This is a genomic window from Xanthomonas campestris pv. badrii, from assembly GCF_012848175.1.
Classification (GTDB): Bacteria; Pseudomonadota; Gammaproteobacteria; order Xanthomonadales; family Xanthomonadaceae; genus Xanthomonas; species Xanthomonas campestris_C.
In genome coordinates this window covers 3,811,461-3,831,545 of record NZ_CP051651.1, presented here as the reverse complement: position 1 = coordinate 3,831,545, position 20,085 = coordinate 3,811,461, and the positions used below count along the sequence as shown (strand labels likewise).

Annotated in this window: 19 protein-coding genes; 11 read left to right on the top strand and 8 right to left on the bottom strand. The window is 69.1% G+C overall.

Annotation, left to right across the window (positions count from 1 at the left end):
* Position 1 precedes the first annotated feature (1 nt).
* The 3 genes from HG421_RS16260 (at position 2) to rpoH (ending at position 2,640) form a co-directional block, all read left to right on the top strand.
* On the top strand, positions 2-844 hold the full coding sequence (locus HG421_RS16260; RefSeq protein ID WP_169707267.1) for a response regulator: 843 nt from the start codon (positions 2-4) through the stop codon (positions 842-844).
* The gene (gene ung / locus HG421_RS16255) at positions 841-1,566 is read left to right on the top strand and encodes a uracil-DNA glycosylase (RefSeq protein ID WP_169707266.1); all 726 of its coding nucleotides are present in this window, start codon (positions 841-843) and stop codon (positions 1,564-1,566) included. The genes HG421_RS16260 and ung overlap by 4 nt, the downstream gene beginning before the upstream one ends.
* Positions 1,567-1,764: 198 nt before the next feature.
* Positions 1,765-2,640 (top strand): RNA polymerase sigma factor RpoH, encoded by an 876-nt coding sequence (gene rpoH, locus HG421_RS16250; RefSeq protein ID WP_169707265.1) that lies wholly within the window; start codon positions 1,765-1,767, stop codon positions 2,638-2,640.
* Positions 2,641-2,745: 105 nt separating this feature from the next.
* Here the strand turns inward: rpoH and HG421_RS16245 are convergent, their stop codons facing one another.
* Both HG421_RS16245 and HG421_RS16240 read right to left on the bottom strand, forming a co-directional pair.
* Positions 2,746-3,360: a trimeric intracellular cation channel family protein gene (locus HG421_RS16245; protein WP_169707264.1), complete on the bottom strand. Its 615-nt coding sequence runs from the start codon at positions 3,358-3,360 to the stop codon at positions 2,746-2,748.
* A 52-nt stretch (positions 3,361-3,412) separates the two neighbouring features.
* Positions 3,413-4,705 carry an NAD(P)/FAD-dependent oxidoreductase gene (locus HG421_RS16240; RefSeq protein ID WP_169707263.1) on the bottom strand — a complete coding sequence of 431 codons (1,293 nt, stop codon included), beginning with the start codon at positions 4,703-4,705 and terminating at the stop codon, positions 3,413-3,415.
* A 119-nt stretch (positions 4,706-4,824) separates the two neighbouring features.
* On the opposite strand from HG421_RS16240, the gene HG421_RS16235 reads away from it, so the two are divergent.
* The 3 genes from HG421_RS16235 to HG421_RS16225 are packed head-to-tail and all read left to right on the top strand — an operon-like array spanning position 4,825 to position 6,868.
* Complete coding sequence (locus HG421_RS16235; RefSeq protein WP_169707262.1) at positions 4,825-5,382, top strand: hypothetical protein; 558 nt, start codon at positions 4,825-4,827, stop codon at positions 5,380-5,382.
* On the top strand, positions 5,379-6,215 hold the full coding sequence (locus HG421_RS16230; protein ID WP_169707261.1) for an NYN domain-containing protein: 837 nt from the start codon (positions 5,379-5,381) through the stop codon (positions 6,213-6,215). The genes HG421_RS16235 and HG421_RS16230 overlap by 4 nt, the downstream gene beginning before the upstream one ends.
* Positions 6,212-6,868, top strand: coding sequence for a glutathione S-transferase family protein (locus HG421_RS16225; RefSeq protein ID WP_169707260.1), 657 nt, complete (start codon positions 6,212-6,214; stop codon positions 6,866-6,868). The genes HG421_RS16230 and HG421_RS16225 overlap by 4 nt, the downstream gene beginning before the upstream one ends.
* Positions 6,869-7,015: 147 nt before the next feature.
* Here the strand turns inward: HG421_RS16225 and HG421_RS16220 are convergent, their stop codons facing one another.
* Positions 7,016-9,238, bottom strand: a complete 2,223-nt coding sequence (locus HG421_RS16220; protein WP_169707259.1) for a primosomal protein N' — start codon at positions 9,236-9,238, stop codon at positions 7,016-7,018.
* A gap of 460 nt (positions 9,239-9,698) precedes the next feature.
* Between HG421_RS16220 and HG421_RS16215 the strand changes: the two genes are divergently transcribed.
* Both HG421_RS16215 and HG421_RS16210 read left to right on the top strand, forming a co-directional pair.
* Entirely contained in the window at positions 9,699-10,724 is a 1,026-nt protein-coding gene (locus tag HG421_RS16215; RefSeq protein ID WP_169707258.1) for a hypothetical protein, read from the top strand.
* Positions 10,711-11,301: a DUF3106 domain-containing protein gene (locus HG421_RS16210; RefSeq protein ID WP_169707257.1), complete on the top strand. Its 591-nt coding sequence runs from the start codon at positions 10,711-10,713 to the stop codon at positions 11,299-11,301. Before HG421_RS16215 ends, HG421_RS16210 begins: the two co-directional genes overlap by 14 nt.
* 272 nt (positions 11,302-11,573) lie before the next feature.
* Here the strand turns inward: HG421_RS16210 and HG421_RS16205 are convergent, their stop codons facing one another.
* On the bottom strand, positions 11,574-12,737 hold the full coding sequence (locus tag HG421_RS16205) for a DUF3667 domain-containing protein (protein WP_169707256.1): 1,164 nt from the start codon (positions 12,735-12,737) through the stop codon (positions 11,574-11,576).
* Between the two features lie 285 nt (positions 12,738-13,022).
* On the opposite strand from HG421_RS16205, the gene HG421_RS16200 reads away from it, so the two are divergent.
* Complete coding sequence (locus tag HG421_RS16200) at positions 13,023-14,399, top strand: MATE family efflux transporter (protein ID WP_169707255.1); 1,377 nt, start codon at positions 13,023-13,025, stop codon at positions 14,397-14,399.
* 83 nt (positions 14,400-14,482) lie between these two features.
* Positions 14,483-16,384: a signal peptide peptidase SppA gene (gene sppA, locus HG421_RS16195; RefSeq protein WP_169707254.1), complete on the top strand. Its 1,902-nt coding sequence runs from the start codon at positions 14,483-14,485 to the stop codon at positions 16,382-16,384.
* Positions 16,385-16,533: 149 nt separating this feature from the next.
* On the opposite strand, the gene HG421_RS16190 is transcribed toward sppA, so the two are convergent.
* Positions 16,534-16,749, bottom strand: coding sequence for a hypothetical protein (locus HG421_RS16190; RefSeq protein ID WP_169707253.1), 216 nt, complete (start codon positions 16,747-16,749; stop codon positions 16,534-16,536).
* Between the two features lie 106 nt (positions 16,750-16,855).
* On the opposite strand from HG421_RS16190, the gene HG421_RS16185 reads away from it, so the two are divergent.
* Positions 16,856-17,632, top strand: a complete 777-nt coding sequence (locus HG421_RS16185) for an SDR family oxidoreductase (RefSeq protein ID WP_169707252.1) — start codon at positions 16,856-16,858, stop codon at positions 17,630-17,632.
* Positions 17,633-17,874: 242 nt separating this feature from the next.
* Here the strand turns inward: HG421_RS16185 and HG421_RS16180 are convergent, their stop codons facing one another.
* From HG421_RS16180 to HG421_RS16170, 3 genes are all read right to left on the bottom strand, one after another.
* Positions 17,875-18,492 carry a DUF4124 domain-containing protein gene (locus HG421_RS16180; RefSeq protein WP_425533312.1) on the bottom strand — a complete coding sequence of 206 codons (618 nt, stop codon included), beginning with the start codon at positions 18,490-18,492 and terminating at the stop codon, positions 17,875-17,877.
* Positions 18,493-18,506: 14 nt separating this feature from the next.
* Complete coding sequence (locus tag HG421_RS16175) at positions 18,507-19,283, bottom strand: DUF4124 domain-containing protein (RefSeq protein WP_169707251.1); 777 nt, start codon at positions 19,281-19,283, stop codon at positions 18,507-18,509.
* Between the two features lie 231 nt (positions 19,284-19,514).
* A complete protein-coding gene (locus HG421_RS16170) occupies positions 19,515-20,078 on the bottom strand; it encodes a Sua5/YciO/YrdC/YwlC family protein (RefSeq protein WP_169707250.1) in 564 nt (187 codons plus the stop codon).
* Between the last annotated feature and the right edge of the window lie 7 nt (positions 20,079-20,085).

Genomic DNA, 20,085 nt, shown 5'->3' with positions numbered 1-20,085 from the left:
CATGCATCCACCAGATCTCAAGCACCTGATCAGCGACGCGCCGCGCGTGATGGTGGTCGATGGTTCCAAGCTGGTGCGCAAGCTCATTGCCGACGTGCTCAAGCGCGACCTGCCCAATGTGCAGGTGGTCGGCTGCGCCAGCATTGCCGAAGCGCGCGACGCGCTGGAAGCCGGCGCCATGGATCTGGTCACCACCTCGCTGTCGCTGCCCGACGGCGACGGCCTGGCGCTGGCGCGCAGCGTGCGCGAGGCCGCCGGCCAGGCCTATGTGCCGGTGATCGTGGTGTCCGGCGATGCGCAACAGCATCTGGTCGAACGTCGCTTCACCGAATACGTCACCGACTATTTCGACAAGGCGCTGGGCCACGAAGCCCTGGCCACCTTCATCCGCGGCTACGTGCAGCCCGAGCCGGTGGTGGGTGCCACCGTGCTGTACATCGAAGACAGCCGCGTGGTGGCCGAGGCGACCAAGCGCATGCTGGAGCGCCAGAGCCTGAAGGTGGTGCACGTGCTCACCGCCGAGGACGCATTCGCGCTGCTCACCGCCGAATCGCTGGGCCGCACCGAGCGCCGCATCGACGTGGTGCTGACCGACGTGACCCTGAAAGGCGAGCTCAATGGGCGCGATGTGGTCGAACGCATCCGTATCGACTTCGCCTACGGCAAGCGCCGCCTGCCGGTGCTGGTGATGACCGGCGACACGAACCCGCGCAACCAGTCCGAGCTGCTGCGCGCCGGTGCCAACGATCTGGTGCAAAAGCCCATCGAAGAGCGCCTGCTGGTGACCAAGGTGCTGTTCCAGCTGCGCCTGGCCCGCCTGGAAGACCAGGCCGTGATGCTATGACCGAAGGGGAGGGACGCATCCAGCTGGAACCGTCGTGGAAGGCAAAGGTGGGTGACTGGTTGCTGCGCCCGCAGATGCAGGAGTTGTCTGCGTTCCTGCGCCAGCGCAAGGCCGCCGGCGCGCGGGTGTTTCCGCCCGGTCCGCAGATCTTTGCCGCCTTCGATGCCACGCCGTTCGAGCAGGTCAAGGTGGTGATCCTCGGGCAGGACCCGTATCACGGCGAGGGCCAGGCGCATGGGCTGTGCTTTTCGGTGTTGCCGGGCGTGCAGGTGCCGCCGTCGCTGCTCAATATTTACAAGGAAATCCAGGACGATCTGGGCATCGCGCGTCCCGATCATGGCTATCTGATGCCGTGGGCGCGCCAGGGCGTGCTGTTGCTCAACGCGGTGCTGACGGTGGAGCAGGGCCGGGCCGGCGCGCACCAGAACAAGGGCTGGGAAGGCTTCACCGACCACGTGGTGGAAACGCTCAACCGCGAGCGCGAAGGACTGGTGTTCCTGCTGTGGGGCAGTTACGCACAGTCCAAGGGCAAGGTCATCGACCAGGCCCGGCACCGCGTGTTCAAGGCCCCACACCCTTCGCCGTTGTCGGCGCACCGCGGTTTCCTGGGATGCAGGCATTTCTCCAGGACCAACGAGCATCTGCAGCGCCGTGGTCTGGGCCCGATCGACTGGTCACTGCCGCCCCGCAACGCCCTGGACACAACCTCGGCCACCGGCTGAACAGCCCCGACGCCAGGCCCATTGGCGGCAGTTCTGTCACGGTCTGCGCAAGGTGTCGGTGGTAGCGTAGCGATGGAAATCGGGGAGCTCTACGGTAGGACGCCGTCAGGATCTCTAGCCCGAATGTCCTATGAATGGAACGCTGGGAACTCTTTCTATACCCGGCAGTCCAATAGTTCGACTGCTAAGATGGTGCCTATGAACCAGACTACTTCGACTGCCCTTGTGGCAAACAATCTCCCGATTCCCAGTGCGCTCGGTTCGCTGGACGCCTACATCGGTGCCGTGCACCAGATCCCGGTGCTGTCGGTCGATGAGGAGCAGAATCTGGCCCGCCGTTTCCGCGACGAGGCGGACCTGGACGCGGCGCGTGAATTGGTCCATTCCCACCTGCGCTTCGTGGTGCATGTGGCCCGCGGCTACAACGGCTACGGCCTGCCGCTGGGCGATTTGATCCAGGAAGGCAATATCGGCCTGATGAAGGCGGTCAAGCGCTTCGACCCGGACATGGGCGTGCGCCTGGTCAGCTTCGCGGTGCATTGGATCCGTGCGGAAATGCACGAGTTCATCCTGAAGAACTGGCGCATCGTCAAGGTCGCCACGACCAAGGCGCAGCGCAAGCTGTTCTTCAACCTGCGCAAGTCCAAGACCCGCCTGGGCTGGCTCAACGCGTCGGAAGTGACCGCGGTTGCCAAGGACCTGAACGTCTCCGAGCGTGAAGTGATGGAAATGGAATCGCGTCTGTCCGGCCGCGATATCGGGTTCGATGCCTCCTCGGACGAGGACGACGACCATGGCCCGCCGTCGCCGGTGAGCTACCTGGTGGCCAACGAGGAAGATCCCTCGCAGGCGTACGAGCGGCATGACAGCGAAGACAACCAGCTGCAATTGCTGCGCGAAGGCATGGCCGGCCTGGACACGCGTTCGCGCGACATCGTCAAGCGTCGCTGGCTGGATTCGGAGTCCAAGGTGACGCTGCAGGAACTGGCCGATGAGTACGGCGTGTCGGCCGAGCGTATCCGCCAGATCGAGGCGAATGCGCTGAAGAAGATGAAGGCGCTGTTCGTCGCCTGATTTTTCGATCACGCGATACCTTCTGCACAAACGGCCCGGTTTTCCGGGCCGTTTGCATGTGGGGCACCGTGCGCGACGTGCACGACAGGCGTGTCGGTCGCATCGCTACTCCGGCAGGCGCGCCACCGGCAAATGCCAGCCATAGCGAATCGCCATGAAACGCAGGCCGAAACACACCCCGGCGCCGCTGGCCAGCGACCAGGCCTGCGGTACGCCGAGCACATGCCCGATCGCCACCAGCCCGCCACCGGCGAGTGCGGCCACTGCATACAGTTCGGCCTGCAACACGACCGGCGTGCGCGCGACCAGCAGGTCGCGCGCGATGCCGCCGCCGATCCCGCTGAGCATGCCCAGCAAGGTCGCGCCGAGCGGGCTGAGGTGGTAATCCAGCGCCTTGCTGGTGCCGTAGACCGCAAACAACGCCAGCCCCGCCGCATCGAAGATCTGCACCGGGTTGCGCAGGCGCTCCACCGCCGCATGCCAGTAGAAGCCGGCAACGCCGGCCAGGCAGGCGGTGAGCAGGTACTGCGGCTGTACCAGCGCGGCCGGCGGGGTGGCGCCGATCAGCACATCGCGCACGATGCCACCGGAGACCGCCGCCGCACACGACAGCACCAGCACGCCGAACAGGTCCAGGCGATTGCGCACCGCCACCGTCGCGCCGCTCAGGGCGAACACGAAGGTGCCGAGCAGATCCAGCAGGAACAGCACAGTCGCCACGGTCAGGCCGTCGAATCAGGCCGCACAGCATCGCGTACCGCGCGGGCCGCTGTCACCCGTCCTTGCTGCTGGGCGGCGGGTCGTCGGTGGCGCCGCCGAAGATGATCCGCGCGGCGCGCTGGTAGCTCCAGTACGCCATCGCCCAGTTCACCAGCACCACGAAGCGGTTGCGGAAGCCGATCAGGAAGTAGACGTGCGCGGCCAGCCAGAACCACCACGCCACGATGCCGGACAGCTTGAGCTTGCCTACGTGCACGATGGCCGCCATGCGACCGATGGTGGCCAGGTTGCCGAAGTCCCGGTAGCGAAACGCGGCTGCCGCCTGGCCGCGCTGCCGCGCCCGGATCGCCTTGGCGATGTGCTTGCCCATCTGCTTGGCGGCCGGCGCCACGCCCGGCACCGGGCGGCCGTCCTGCTGCACCGAGGCCAGATCGCCGCCGACGAAGATCTCCGGATGGCCGGGCACGCTCAGGTCCGGCTCCACCAGCACCCGGCCGGCGCGGTCCAGCGGCACGCCCAGCGTGCGCGCCAGCGGCGAGGCCGCCACGCCCGCGGCCCACACCACGGTGCGCGCGGGCACGAAGGTCTCGCCGAGCTGGTAGCCCAGCGCATCGATATGCGTCACCGGGGTGCCGGTGTGCACTTCCACGCCCAGGCGCTGCAGCTGCTCGCGCGCCTTGGCGGTGAGGTCGTCCGGGAACGAGGGCAGCACCCGCGGCCCGGCTTCGACCAGGCGCACCCGCGCCTGGCGCGGGTCGATGTGCCGGAACTCGTTCTTGAGCGTGTGGCGGGCGATTTCGGCCAGGGTGCCGGCCAGTTCCACGCCGGTGGGGCCGCCGCCGACCACCGCAAAACTGAGCCATGCGGCGCGTGCGGCGGGATCGGTTTCGGCTTCGGCGCGCTCGAAGGCCAGCAGCAGCTTGCGGCGCAGCGCCAGCGCGTCGTAGAGCGTCTTCAACCCGGGCGCATGCTCGGCCCACTGATCGTTGCCGAAGTAGGCATGCGTGGCCCCGGTGGCAAGCAGCAGCAGGTCGTAACCGACCGTCTTTCCGTCGGCCAGTCCCACCTCGCGGCGGCCGGGCGCGATTTCGACCACATCGCCGAGCAGCACTTCGACATTGCGCTGCTCGCGCAGGATGTGCCGCAACGGCGCGGCGATGTCCGGCGCCGACAGGCCGGCGGTGGCCACCTGGTACAGCAGCGGCTGGAACAGATGGTGGTTCTGGCGGTCGATCAGGGTGATGCGGATGCCGGGATCGTCGAGCGCGCGGGTTGCCCACAAACCGGCAAAACCGCCACCCACCACGACCAGATGCAACGGAGCGGGGGAGGGGGAAGAGGTCATCGTAGAAGTCCGATGGAATGCGACGCGGGCTCGACAGCATGCCAAAGTGCCAATGAACATGACGCGTGGGCGCAGCGCGCCTGCGGCATCATGTCGCATCCATCCTCGACGGTCTTCGCATGTCTTCGTTGCCACCGCCCCTGCCGCCGCTGCCGGCTGCGCCAGCGCCTGCTGCTGCACCGATCGCCCCTGCGGCCCGGAAGCCGCTCAGCGGCGTGGCCATCGGCCTGATCGGCATCCTGGCCTGCGCGAGTCTGTTCGGGGTGGTGGTGCTGGCCGCGGCCATGTGGCTGGTCACTACCGGCTGGTCGGTGTTTACCGACCAGGCGCGCAGCGCGCTGCAGGACGATGCAGTGGTGCAGGAACATATCGGCCAGATCCGCAGCATGCGGGTGGATCTGCTGCGCACGGGAATGGCACCGGGCGGCGAAGAGTTCGTGTTCGATGTGGAAGGCGACCGCGGCGCCGGGCGCGTTGAGGCAACCTGGGTCAGTGCCGGCGCCGATCAGGAGATCCTGGGCGGTGGGGTGCTGACCCTGCGCGATGGCACGCAGTACACCTTGCCGGGTGCAGAGACGGCAGAAGAGGCCACGCTCGATGCCGATGCCGAGACAGAACCGGATCCGCAAATGGACACCGAGACCGCAACCGAAACCGACGCTGCAGTGGAGCATTGAGCATGACCGACAATCCCGACAAGCGGATCGCCTTGCTGATCGACGCAGACAACGCGCCAGCCGGCAAGATCGACGTGGTGCTGGCGGAAGTGGCGCGCTACGGCGTGGCCAATGTGCGCCGCGCCTATGGCAACTGGAAGAGCCCGCACCTGAAGGGCTGGGAAGCGGCGCTGCACGATTATGCAATCCGGCCGATCCAGCAGTTTGCCTATAGTTCGGGCAAGAACGCCTCGGACATGGCCATGGTGATCGACGCGATGGACCTGTTGTATGCGCGCAACCTCGACGGGTTCGCCATCGTCTCCAGCGATGCGGACTTCACTCCGTTGGTGATGCGCCTGCTGACCGATGGCATGAAGGTGTATGGCTTTGGCGAGAAAAAGACGCCGGCACCGTTCGTCAATGCCTGCTCCAAATTCACCTACGTCGAAGCGCTGGGCGAGCAGGCCGCCGCGGCCAGCGACACTGCTGCCGGGCGCAAGGACGCGAGCGCATTGCGCAGCGACACGCGGCTGGTGCAGATGCTGCGCAATGCCATCGTCAGCGCCTGCGAAGACGATGGCTGGGCGTTGCTGAGCGCGGTGGGCAAGCAGGTGGCCAACCAGGCCTCGTTCGATCCGCGCAACTACGGCTATCGCAAGCTCAGCGATCTGGTGCGCGCGATCGGCTTGTTCGAGATCAAGCAGGACGAGCAGGCACTGTGGGTACGCGATACGCCCAAGGGCAGCGGCAGCCGCGCGAAGACCGCAGCGCCTGCCGCAACGGCACCGTCACCGGCGCCGGGTAATAAGCGCGCGGCGCGCGCACCCGCCAAGCCTGCTCCGGGGAAATGACGATGACGCATGCAGCTAGCGCCTCCACACCGCCGACGATCACGCTGTGGGGGCGGCGCAATTCCAGCAATGTACGCAAGGTGCTGTGGTGCGCCGAAGAAGCCGGTGTGGCCTACACCTCGATCGAGGTGGGGGGTGCGTTCGGTGGCAACACTACGCCCGAATATCGCGCACTGAACCCGAACGGGCTGGTGCCGACGCTGCAGGATGGCGCGCTGGTGCTGTGGGAATCCAATGCGATCGTGCGGTATCTGGTTGCGCAATACGCACCGGCGCTGTATCCGGCATCGCCGGCCGAACGCGCGCTGGGCGACCGCTGGATGGACTGGACCACCTCCACGTTTGCCGGCGTCTTTCGCGATCTGTTCTGGGGCGTGTTGCGCACTCCCGAGCCCGAGCGCGATAACGCGCGCATTGCCGGCGCGCTGGCGCAGTCGGGCGAGCTGCTGGCACGCGTGGATGCGGCGCTGGCACAACAACCGTATCTATCCGGCGAGCGGTTCGCGATGGGCGATATTCCGCTCGGAAGTTTCATCTACGCCTGGTTCGAAATGCCGATCGACCGGCCCGAGCTGCCGCATCTGCATCAGTGGTATCGGCGCTTGTGCGCGCGCCCGGCGTACCAGCGTGGCGTGATGACCGCGCTGACCTGAGTGTGATGCCTGCGCTGAGGCCTGCGTGATGCAGTGCAGGCACATGCGCGCCGCGACCGCACATCGCCGCGACTGCAAATCAATGGGCCAGCACACCGCGCGGCCTGATGGCTCGCGTGTGCTGCCCATGCGCGAGACGCACCGGCCTTAATACAGATCGATCGGATCCACATCCAGCGACCAGCGCACGCGCCGCGCCTGCGGCAGCGCGTAGATGGCCGGCAGTTGCGTATCGAGCAGGCGATGCAAGGCCGGGCGCTGCTGGGCCGACAGCAGCAGCTGGGTGCGCTGGAAGCCGGCGCGGCGCGGCATCGGCGCCGGCATCGGGCCATAGCATTCGACTGCCGCCACGGAGGGCGCAGGCACGCCGTCGTCTGCGCTGGTCAGGCCGCGCACCGCCTGCAGGAACTGGTTGGCCGCGGCCACGTCCTTGGCCTCGGCGCGGAACAGTGCCAGGTGGGCGAACGGCGGAAAGCCGGCGGCCTGGCGTTGCTGCAACTCGGCATCGGCAAAGGCGTGATAGCCGCCGTTGACCAGGGTCTGCAGCAGGGGATGGTCGGGATGGTGCGTCTGCAGCCACACCTCGCCAGGGCGGTCGGCGCGCCCGGCGCGTCCTGCCACCTGGATCAGCTGCTGGGAGAGTTTTTCGGCCGCGCGGAAGTCTGCAGAGAACAGGCCCTCGTCGATGCCCACCACCACCACCATGGTCAGCCGTGGCAGGTCGTGGCCCTTGGCCAGGATCTGGGTGCCGACCAGGATGCCGGCCGCGTTGCCGAGCCGGGCGAGCTGGGTTTCCAGGGCGTCGCGGCGCTGGGTGGTACTGCGGTCGATGCGCACCACCGGCACGTCCGGGAAGGCTTCGCTGAGGCGTTCTTCCAGGCGTTCGGTGCCGATGCCCTGCGGCTGCAGCGCCAGGCTGGCGCAGGCCGGACAGGCCAGCGGTGCAGGCTGGCGCGCGCCGCAGTGATGGCATTGCAGGCGGCGGCCGCCGGCATGCACGGTCATCGGGGTCTGGTGCAGCGGCGTGCTGCAGCGTTGGCAGGCGGCGGTCCAGCCGCAGTCGTGGCACAGCAGCACCGGCGCGTAGCCGCGGCGGTTCTTGAACACCAGTACCTGCTCGCCGCGCGCCAGGGTGGCGCCGATGCCGGCCAGCACCTCCGGCGAGAGCCCGTCCTTGAGCGGGCGCTTGCGCACATCCAGCACTCGCACGCGCGGCGGGCGCGCTTCGCCGGCACGACGCGACAGGCGCAGGTGCTGGTAGCGGCCGGCGTAGGCGTTGTGCAGGCTCTCCAGCGAGGGCGTGGCGCTGCCCAGGATCACCGGCACGTCCAGCGCCTTGCCGCGCACCAGGGCGAAGTCGCGGGCGTGATAGCGGATGCCGTCCTGTTGCTTGTAGCTGCCGTCGTGCTCCTCGTCGATCACGATCAGCCCGGCCCTGGGCAGCGGGGTGAACACCGCCGAGCGGGTGCCGACGATCAGCTGGGCTTCGCCGCGCCAGGCCGCGGCCCAGACGCGGGCGCGCTCGCCATCGGACAGGCCCGAGTGCAGTGCATGCACCGGCACCCCCAGGCGCGCGCGGAAGCGGCCCAGCGTCTGCGGGGTCAGGCCGATCTCCGGGACCAGCACCAGCGCCTGGCGGCCGGCGGCCAGGCAGTCGGCGATCGCCTGCAGATAGACCTCGGTCTTGCCGCTGCCGGTGACGCCATCGAGCAGATAGGTGGCAAAGCCGCTGCGCGCGCGAATCGCCGCGGCTGCGGCCTGTTGCTCGTCGTTGAGCGCCGGGCCGCTGCCGGGACGGGGCGGAAGGGCATCGGCAGCCACCGCCACGCGTTCGGCGTGGCCACGCTTGGCCAGGCTGCGCGCGGCCTGCCGCCACTGCGGCAGCAGCGGGTCCAACTGGTCTTCGCTCAGCGCGCCGGCCTGCAGCAGGCCAGCCAGCAAGGCGGGTCGGCTGCCGGCGCGCAGGCTGCTCGCCCCGGTATGCCCGGCCTCGGTGAGCTGCCAGGCCCAGGCGTGGGTGTCGGCCAACGGCTCGCCGCGGCGCAGCGGGCCGGGCAGGGCGCTGGCCTGGGCCTCGCCCAGCGGGGCATGCGTGTAGCGGGCCAGCCATTGCAGCGAGCGGGCCAGTTCATCCACCAGCAGCGGCGCCGCATCGCACCACTCCAGCGCCGGGCGCAGCCCGTCGGCCGACGGCAGCTGGCCGATCTCCACCACCACCCCGACCAGCTCGCGCGGTCCGAACGGCACCCGCACCCGGCAGCCCACCCGCCCGTGATCGGGCTGCGCGGCACCGGCGGGGGGCAGGTAATCGAACACGTGCGGCAGCGGCACCGGCAGGGCGACGCGCAAGGTGGTGACAGTCGGAGGCATCGGCCCAGTCTACCGACACTGTCCAGCAGGCCCGGGCAGGCCGGTTGTGGCGCGTGAAAGCGGTGTGATCAGTTGCAGCGCCTTTCTGTGACGAAAGTGATAAATACCACGTAAACCTATGTGAGGACTGAGGAAACAGGTTTATCCACACTGCCTGTGGATAAACCTGTGAATTACATGCGTGCTCCACGCCGTGAAGGCGGATTCACTTGCCTTGGCAACCTCTTGGACATTTTTTCGCCATCTGGTGAAAATCTATATGCATCAATTGGTTAGGCGTGAAACACGAATGCAACAAGGAAAAAACAACAGTTGACAGACGGGGGCGTATCGGTATGTCTGCCGCTGTGCACAACGTGCGCGGACAGCGGTCGGGAGCGGAGCAGCGACGGGGCGATCTGTCAAGCGGTCGGCGCGGCCGATCTGCGTCGGTATCATGCCGGCCGATGCTGGAGTTCACATGACCGTAGTCCCCGACGCCCCCGTTACCCCCGCCGCGCTGTCAGCCTTCCTGCGGGGCGTCGAACGCCGGGGGCTGGTGCTCGCACAGCTGCAGTGCGGGGATGGGGCAGCGGCCGAGCGGGCCCTGGCGGCGGCGCTGCGTGCCTTCAGTAGCCAGGCGGCCGGGCGACCGATGGCTGGCTGGCCGATGCGCTTCTGGAGCCTGCTGGCGGCGGCGCCGCCATTGCGGCACGACCCCATGCCGGGCACCTGGTTGCCGCCCTTCACGGCACTGGGCCGGATGCAGACCTCCGATCGGCTGGCGCTGCTGCTGCGGATCGTGGCCGGGCTGGAGGAGGATGCCGCCAGCGAGATCCAGGGCGTGGCCGTGGCGGATTATCGCCAGGCGCTGGCACGCGCCTGCCCACGCGATGCGGCGGGCAACCCCGACGCCCAGGCGTGGCGGGTGCTGGCCGAGGCGGCGCAGCAGGAATCGCGCGACCTCAGCCCATCCCAGCTCAGCCGGTTGAGCCAGCTGCGCGATGCGGCGCTGGCCGGCATGCCGCTGCAGCCGGCCACCCCGGCAGAGCCGTCGCCGGCGCGGCAGCATCCTGCCCGCGCGCGCAGCAGGCGGCAATGGCAATGGCCCCGGGTCGATCGCCGCCAGGCCGCCATCGCGCTGGGCGTGCTGGCACTGGCGATGCTGGTGGCGGTGCTGGCCTGGTGGTGGACGCATCGCCGGCCGGCATTGCCGCCGGAGCCGGTGTCGCAGGCCCCGGCGGGCGTGCTGCATGTGACCGATGCCGCCCCGGTCCTGGTGGAAGAACTGCCGGCGAGCGACCTGCCGGATCAGCCCGCTGCCCCCGCGCTGGATGCACGCGACCAGGCGATGCTGGCCGACCCGGACCTGGAACTGGCGCGTTCGGCCGATTTCTACGCCTGGTATGCGGCCGGGCATCCGATCCCGGCCGACGAATCCGGCGCACACGCCACGGCGACCGAACAGCCGTCGGCGCCACTGGAGACTGTCGATGACGAAAACTGACTGGGCAGCACTGTGGCTGTGCGCCGTCATCGGCAGCGCTGGTGCGCAGGCCCTGCCGGCCGCGCTGGATGAAGGTGGCGCCACCGCCCCCGCGGCCGCTGCGACGTGGCCGGGCGCACCCAGCGCCGCCCAGCAACGCGCGCGCTGGGCCGCACTGACGCCCGCGCAGCAGGCCGACCTGCGCGCCCGCTACGCCGCCTGGAAGGACCTGACCGCCACCGACCGGGTGGTGCTGCGCCAGGCACGCGAGCGCCTGCAGGGGTTGCCCGAAGACCAGCAGCGCGCCCTGCGCACCCAGTTCACCGCACTGGATCGCCTGCACCGGGACGGTTGGCGGCTGGGCTCGCAGCTGGGCAACTTCTATCCGCAGCTGCAGCCGCTGGTCGGCTACGTGCCGGTGGCGCAGCGCGAGCAGGTGTTGGCCGTGCTGCGTAGCCTGGATGCCGGCCAGCTGGCGCAGCTGGCGGTCCTGGCGCAACGCACGCCGCCACAGGAGCGCGATGGTCTGCGCGAGGCGCTGCTGGCGCAGCCGCCGGCCACGCGCGGCAGCTGGTTGAGCCGTCAGCTGGCGCGTTGATCGCCCACGCCGCGGCGGTGGACAGCCGCGCACACGCCGCACCGTCGAAGGCAACTGCGCACGGTGCCCGCACGCGCCGATTCCGGGTCATGCCGTGATCCGACCGGCAGGCCAATGCCCGGCCGGCGTGACCGCCACAGTGCGCTGGCGCAGGAACTGACGGCGGCACTGGACCGGGGGCAGCCGTACCGCTGTGCGCAGATGGATGCGAACCCCGCCGCATCGCAAGCCTGATCACAGCCAGCGCTGACGCAGCGCTCTGCAAGGCCTGCTCAAAGACGCGCCAGGCTGGCCACCATCAGCAGCGCAGCGGCCACGCTGACGACGACCAGATAGATGCCGCCCAGGCCAACGTACTTCAGCACCGTCAGCGGCCAGCCCTGCCCATAGACACGCCGCTGCATCCACAGCAGGTACAGCGGCATCCACAGCGCCAGCCCGAACTGGACCAGCCCGATGCTCCAGGCGATCGGGCTGGCGATCTGCGCCAGCGCATCGGCCAGCAGCGACAACAGCAGCATGGCCAGCAGGTTCAGGCACAGGAACGCGTGGCTGTAGAGCGCGACCACCAGATGTTCCAGATACACCCGGCCGCTGCGCAGGTAGAACACGCGCAACAGCAACGCAAACAGCGGGACCAGCACCAGCAAGGTGGACGGCACCGCGGCGAAGAAGGCGTTGTAGAGCAGCTGCGGGTTGCTGCGCAGGCGCGGCAGGTTGTCGCGGATATGGCGGAGCTGCTCGTTGAGCCAGCGGTTGGCGAACGCCGGCAGCTGCGCCCATGTCAGCGGATTGCTGACCGGATCCCAGGGCTTGCCAGCCACCGAAAAGAACGTGGTGTCGTCGGGTGCATCCACCGCTGGCGCGGCACTTTCCAGGCGCGCACCCTGATGCAGTTGCGCCAGTCGTTTACGCGCTTCGTTTTCGGCGCGGGCGATGCCGGCATCCACGCCGTCGCGGGCAATGCCTGCCGGCACCACCTTGCGGGTCTGCAGCAGCGCGCCGACCATCTGCGCGCGGACCGCTTCCACCTGCGCCGGTGTGCGTGCATGCGCAAAGTCCTTGGGTACCGACGTCTGGATGACGTCGTCTCCGGTGACCGGGTGCGCGTCGTCTGACGCATGCACCGCCAGCCGGGCGATGAAGAATGTCAGCAGGCTCAGCACCAGGAACAGCCGCATCGGTGCGACGTAGCGCACGCGATGGCCGCCCAGGAACCGCTGCGCCACGCGGCCGGGCACCAGCAGGTCGCGCACGGTGCGGAAGATCCGTCCATCCAGGTGCCAGAAGGATTCGAAGACCTTCTCCACCGCGTGCGCGACGCTGCGCACCGGGTTGTGCGCGCTCTGGCCGCAGACGTGGCAGAACGCGCCGCGCAGGGCAGTGGCGCAGTTCTCGCAGTCCGAAGGATGCGCGGTGGGCGGGTGCAGGGACATGGCCGGATCCGGTTGGCGGTGAGGGACGCTGAGTACCAGGCCGGGCCGCCCCACGGCCACACCTGGCAGGCCATGCAGCGTATCGCGCGGCGCAGGCCCGCACCATTGGCGATGACGGCATGTTGCCACCGCCATCGCCGGGCGCTGCCGGGCGCTGCCGGCCGCTGCCGGCCGCTGCGGGCGCGTCAGATCCCTGTGGGGAAGTGCGCGTAAGATGGCGGCCCCGCGCGACCCGGTGCCAGCGCCTCCCGGCACGGCCGCAGTCCGCGCGGCGATCGGTGTGTCATGTCTGTCTCCGCTACACCCGCGTCCGCGACGCCAGGCTTCGCCTCGGAAGTGCGCACCACCGGCCTGCTTGCGTTGCCGCTGGTGCTCGGCCACGTCTCCACCGGCCTGATCGGCTTCGTCGACAACGTCATCGCCGGCCACCACGGCACCGCCACGCTGGCGGCGGTGACCATCGGCACCTCGCTGCTGTGGCTGCCGATGCTGGTGCCGATCGGCACCCTGATTTCGTTGACCGCCTGGGTGTCGCAACTGCTCGGCGCCGGGCGCGAGCGCGAGATCGGGCCGCTGTTCCGTCAGGCCCTGTGGTTGTCGCTGGGGCTGAGCGCGCTGATGTTCGCGTTCCTGAGCGTGGTGCCGCCACTGCTGCCAACCTTCGGCATTGCGCCGGACATCGTGCCCGGCGCCACCGACTTCCTGCATGCGGTGCGCTGGGGCGTGCCGGCGCTGACGTTCTACTTCTGCATGCGCTATCTTAGCGAAGGCATGCACTGGACGCTGCCGACCATGCTGCTGGGCTTCGGCGGGCTGCTGGTGCTGGCGCCGCTGGGCTATGCGCTGACCTATGGCCGATTCGGGTTTGCCGAACATGGCGCGCAGGGCCTGGGCATGGCGTCGGCGATCACCATGTGGGTGCAGGCCAGCGCGTTTGCGCTGTACCTGTGGCGGGCGCGGCGGTTTGCGCATCTGGCGTTGTTCACCCACCTGGAAGGGCCGCGCTGGCGGGCGATCGGCGAGTTGCTGCGCACGGGCCTTCCGATCGGCATCACCGTGTTGATGGAAGGTGGGTTGTTCATCGTCACCGCGCTGCTGATCGGCCGGCTGGGCGCGACCGAGGCGGCCGCGCACCAGATCGCCATCAACGTCGCGCAGCTGTGCTTCATGATCCCGATGGGCGTGGCCGAGGCCACCACGGTGCGCGTGGGCCACGCGGTCGGCCGCGGCGACCCGCTGGCGATGCGTCGCGCCACCTGGGCCGGTTACGCCATCGTGCTGGGCACCCAGGCGCTGTCGGCCAGCGCGCTGTTGCTGGGGCACGACGCCATCGTGAGCGTGTATACCGACGATGTGGCGGTGGCCGCGCTGGCCTCGCTGCTGCTGCTGTTTGCCGCCACCTTCCAGTTTCCCGATGGCATCCAGGTGTTGTCGGCCGGCGCGCTGCGCGGGCTCAAGGACACGCGTGTGCCGATGTTTCTGGCCATGGTCTCGTATTGGGGCGTGGGCATGCCGATAGGCGCCGGGCTCGGGCTGGGTCTTGGTTGGGGACCGCAAGGCATGTGGGTCGGCCTGATCCTGGGCCTGACCGTGGCGGCGGTCCTGATGGGATTGCGCTTCCGCCAGACCAGCCGGCGGCTGACCGCCACCGTGACACCCTGACTTCCAGCGCATGCCGCGCACGCTGCGCAGCCGGTATGCTGGGCGCCATCGTCTGTATGCAGCGTCTTTCGACGGAGCTTTCCATGAATCACCCCGTGCGTCGCAATCCCATCGCCAGCTTCTTCGTCGGCCTGTGGGATGTGATGAATTTCACCCGGCGCCTGATCTTCAACCTGGTGTTCTTCGGTTTTCTGTTCCTGTTGCTGCTGGTGTTGGTGGTGGCGCTGGCGCGCGGCGATGGCACCAAGCCGCTGGCCGAGCGCACCACGCTGGTGATCAACCCGGAAGGCACGCTGGTGGAGCAATTCAGCGCCGACCCGGTGAGCCGGTCGCTGGCCAAGGCGGTGGGCGACAAGAGCGCCGAAGAAGTGCAGCTGCGCGACCTGGTGCGGGTGATCGAAGCGGCCGGCAAGGACCGCAAGATCGAGCGGGTGGTGTTGGACCTGGACAAGCTGCAGCCGTCCGGCTTCGCCTCGCAGCGCGAAGTGGCCGCCGCGCTGCAGACGCTGCGCGCGTCCGGCAAGCAGATCGTGGCCTTCAGCGAGAGCATGAGCCAGGGCCAGTACCTGCTCGCCGCGCAGGCCAACGAGGTGTACCTGGACCCGATGGGCAGCGTACTGCTGGAAGGGCTTGGCCGTTATCGCCAGTACTTCCGCGAAGGCCTGCAGGACAAGCTCGGCGTGGACGTGCACCTGTTCCGCGTGGGCGAGTACAAGTCCGCCGCCGAGCCCTACATCCTCGACGCGGCCTCGGCCGACGCCAAGGAAGCGGACCTGTTCTGGATGAACGACGTGTGGCAGCGCTACCTGGCCGACGTGGGCACCGCGCGCAAGCTCACCCCTGCGCAGCTGACCGCCGGCATCGATACCTTGCCCGAAGGTGTGGTGGCCGCCGGCGGCGATCTGGCCAAGTTCGCGCTGCAGCAGAAGCTGGTGGACGGGCTCAAGACCCGCGAAGAAGTCGATGCGCTGCTGACCAAGCGCGGCGTCGCCGACAGCGATGCCGACAGCGGCTTCCGCAATATCGGCTTCAACGATTACTTGAGCCAGTTGCAGGCGCAGCGCTCGCCGATGGACAGCCGCCCGCAGGTGGCCGTGGTCGTGGCAGCCGGCGAGATCAGCGGTGGCGAGCAGCCGGCCGGCCGCATCGGTGGCGAGTCCACTGCCGCGCTGCTGCGCCAGGCGCGCGACGACGACGAGGTCAAGGCGGTGGTGCTGCGGGTGGATTCGCCCGGCGGCGAAGTGTTCGCCTCGGAGTTGATCCGGCGTGAAGTGGTCGCGCTCAAGCAGGCCGGCAAGCCGGTGGTGGTCTCGATGGGCGACCTGGCCGCCTCGGGCGGGTACTGGATCAGCATGAATGCCGATCGCATCTACGCCGACCCGTCCACGATCAGCGGTTCGATCGGCATCTTCGGCATGGTGCCAAACCTGACCCGCGCGCTGGACAAGATCGGCGTGCATACCGACGGCGTGGGCACCACGCGCTTTGCCGGCGCCTTCGATATCACGCGCCCGCTGGACCCGGCCGCCGGCCAGGTGATCCAGTCGGTGATCAACAAGGGCTATGCCGATTTCACCGGCAAGGTGGCGCAGGCGCGGCACCAGTCGGTGGAGGCGATCGACAAGGTGGCGCGTGGCCGGGTGTGGAGCGGTGCGCAGGCCAAGCAGCACGGCCTGGTGGATGCCTTCGGCGGCATGTCCGAAGCGGTGGCCGATGCGGCCGACCGCGCCAAGCTGGGCCGTGGCAAGTTCCGCGTCCGCTATGTGGAAAAGCCGGCCACCCCGTTCTCGCAGTTCATGAGCGGCTTTGCCGGCAGCCGCATGGGCGCCTGGATGCTGGGCGATTCGGGCGTGGCCCGCGCAGTGCTGGCGCGCTCGCTGCCGGAAGTGGACACCCAGCTGCGCTTCGTCGAAGACGCCGTGCATGACGGCAAGGCCGGCGGCACACCGGTCAAGGCACTGGCGTACTGCTTCTGCGGGTTCTGACCCGGCAGGTGCGTCGATGGACTGCAGCGACAACGCCGGCCATGCGCCGGCGTTGTCGTTTTGCGGCATGAGACGACGGAGCATCCCTGCCGGGTGCGAGCTGACAGCGGCGCCGCCGTGTCGGGTGCGTCCAGTTGACGACGCACCGCTTACTGCGTGGCGGCGTCGATCGCCTTTCGCTGATCTTCGGCCGCCTGGTCGCTGGCGGCCTGCACGGCGTGCGCCTGGTTCAGCGGCGCCTGGATGTGGTCGCGCAAGGCGGTCGCCTGCGGATCGGGCTTTTGATCGGTGGGCGCCGGTTGCGGGCGCTGGCAGGCCGCGAGCGTCAACGCCAGAACGGCGGCAAGCATCCAGTGCAGTTTCATCGTCGTGACCTCGCTCGGTGTGGCGGTATCCTAACGCCGCTGCCGTGGCGCCGCGTCAACTGCGCTGCAGCGGCGGTTTCCCGCGTTTTGAAAGAGGATCACGCACGTGACAACGCACCGCTGGCGGCTGGACGGACAGACCGCGCTCATCACCGGCGCCAGCGCCGGTATTGGTCTGGCCATTGCCCGCGAACTGCTCGGCTTCGGTGCGGATCTGCTGCTGGTGGCGCGCGATGCCGATGCACTGGCGCAGGCGCGCGACGACCTGGCCGACGAGTTCCCGGAGCGCGAACTGCACGGCCTGGCCGCCGATGTCTCCGACGACGAGGAGCGCCGCGCGATCCTGGACTGGGTGGAAGACCACGCCGACGGCCTGCACCTGTTGATCAACAATGCCGGCGGCAACATCACCCGCGCCGCGATCGACTACACCGAGGACGAGTGGCGCGGCATCTTCGAAACCAACGTGTTCTCCGCGTTCGAACTATCGCGCTATGCGCATCCGCTGCTGACCCGGCACGCGGCCTCGGCCATCGTCAATGTCGGCAGCGTCTCGGGCATCACGCATGTGCGCAGCGGCGCGCCCTACGGCATGACCAAGGCCGCGCTGCAGCAGATGACGCGCAACCTGGCGGTGGAGTGGGCGCAGGACGGCATTCGCGTCAATGCGGTGGCGCCGTGGTACATCCGCACGCGCCGTACCTCCGGACCGTTGTCGGATCCGGACTACTACGAGCAGGTGATCGAGCGCACGCCGATGCGCCGCATTGGCGAACCGGAAGAAGTCGCTGCCGCGGTCGGTTTCCTGTGCTTGCCGGCCGCCAGCTACATCACCGGCGGATGCATCGCGGTCGATGGCGGCTTCCTGCGTTACGGGTTCTGAGCACGACGCCACGGCAGGACGACGTTGCCGGTCATCGGACTGCCGGGCAAGGGCGCAGCGTCGTTGCGCGACGGCGTTCTTTGGTTCCGCCCGACGCCATTGCAGGCGAGGGTCGATGAGTCAGGCCGCGTGGTTACGGCGTAGCGGCAGGATTGGCGCAGCGCCTTTCATCCAGGCGCACGCCGCATCTCGTCGTAGCGCTGTTTGCGTAAGGCCTTGCAGCCGGCGATCAGGCCACGCGTTTACGGTGTGGCAGCGGGATTGGCGCAGCGGCTTTCCTCCAGCACGCGCCGCATCTGGTCGTAGCGCTGTTTGCGTTCGGCCGATTGCGCTTCATCGGAGAAGCGCCAGGTCGATTCGGCCTGCTCGGCGCGTTTACGCCAGGCCTCGCACAGGCTCTGGTCCGGCACCGGTGCGCACCGGTCGGTGACCACTTCGCAGGCGCTGCCGCCACCGGTGGCCGGGCCGCCGCCCAGGTTGGTGGTCTGCATCGGCAGGCAGCGCCTGGCCGGTTCGCGGTCTTCGGTGAAGTAGCGGCCGTTGTCGTGCGCGGTGCACTCGAACAGCGGTGGTGGGGGCAGGGTGGAGGTCGATGTCAGTGGGGCCGGCGCTGCCACGGGCGCAGCGGCAGGCACCGGGGCCGGCGCAACCGGTGCCGTGCGCACGGGCGCTGGCGCCGGGGGCGTGCCGGGCGCAAACGGCACCGCGGCCGGTGCGGTCATCAGCTTCTTCTGTTGCTGCATGCCCTTCGGGCACGGCATGTTCTGCACGGTGAGCGCGCCGCTGGGATCGGTGCAGCGATAGATGGCCACGTCCTGGGCATTGCTGCCCGACACCCAGCCCATCATCACCAAGGCGATCAGGCGCATGCGGCTCATACGCCGCCGCAATCGCGTTGCTGGCGCGCTTCGATGCCGCGCTGTTCGCGGCTGAGCTCCACCCGCTCGCTCTGCAGGGCGCTGTTGTAGCGACGGATCAGCTCCCAGCGCCGGTCGGCCAGGCGCGCGCACACTTCCTGCTCGGGCAGCGCATGGCATTCGTCGCGGATCTGCACATTGCCGTAGGGCACGATCACCGTGCCGCCATGACCGCCCTGATAGTTGCCTCGATAGCGCCCCTGGTAGGCGTCGGTGCCGACGCTGGCGCTGCCGCGGATGCTGCCGCCGCGTCCGGAGGAGCCACCCTGCACCGCGATCGCGGGGCGCGGGCTGACCGGCAGCGGCGGGCGCAGGGTGCCGGCAGGCGGCGGAGGCGGAGCGATGCCATTGCCCACATAGGCCGGGCCCCAGGTCGGCACCCAGCGCGGATTGCCTTCCGGGCTGTCGCTGGTATAACGCTCGCCGTCTGCGGTGGTGCATTCGTACATCGGCTGTGGCGGTTGCACAGTGACGATGCGGACCTCGCGCGTGGCCGGTGCGGCGACCGGTGCTGGCGCTTCCACCCGCGCTGGGCGCGGCGGTGGGTCCTGCGGGCGCTGCATGTCCAAGACCTGCTGGCGGCCGCTGCTGCACGGCGCGTCCTGCAGGGCGACGGTGCCGCTGCTGCTCACGCAGCGGTAGACCCGCACGTTCGGGTCCGGTGTGTTCGCAGGAGTGGCGGCCGACGCAGGCAGCGCCGTGGCGAGCAGCAAAACAGTGAGGACGGTGCGCATGGCCGCAGTGTGCGCGTCTGCCCGGCTGCCGCAAAGGGGTGCGGCTGAACGGCGTTGCGGGTGCGTAGGCGGCAACACGTCGCCTGGCTTGGAGCCGCTGCCAGTGGGCGAGCAGTGGTCAGCCGAGCGAGGACGATGCGCAGATGCCGGAGCCTACGAGGTGACACCCCCTGACTCCGAGCGCCGGTCGCGCTCGCCGCGTGCGGGCGCCGACGGTTTATCAGGCCGCTGTCAGTCGCGCAGGATCTGGCCGCTGCGCGCGTCGCGGATCTGGGTTGGCTGCGCCAGCGCGCCCACCTCGCCGTCCACCACGCCGTCGATCGTCGCCAGCAGCGCCGGGTCCAGCGTCTCGCGGCTGCGTGCCGGCGGCTGCCCGGCCAGGTTGGCGCTGGTGGACACCAGCGGCGCACCCCAGGCCGCGCACAGCGCTGCCACCACCGGGTGCGCGCTGATGCGCACCGCCAGCCCGTCATGCGTGCCGGTGACCCAGCGCGGCGCCTGTGCGGTGACCGGCAGGATCCAGGTATGCGGGCCCGGCCAGCTGGCCAGCACGTCCTGGCGGCGGGCCGGCTCCAGCGCGTCCAGATCGACCCAGTCGCGCAACACGTCCACGCCGGACGCCACCACGATCACGCCCTTGTCGACCGGCCGCCGCTTGATCTCCAGCAGCCGCAACACGGCCGCTTCCCGGGCCGGGTCGCAGCCCAAGCCCCACACTGCCTCGGTGGGGTAGGCGATCACGCCACCCTGGCGCAGGGCGGCGACAGCGCCATCCAGGCTGAGTGCGTGATCCATGGCGTGG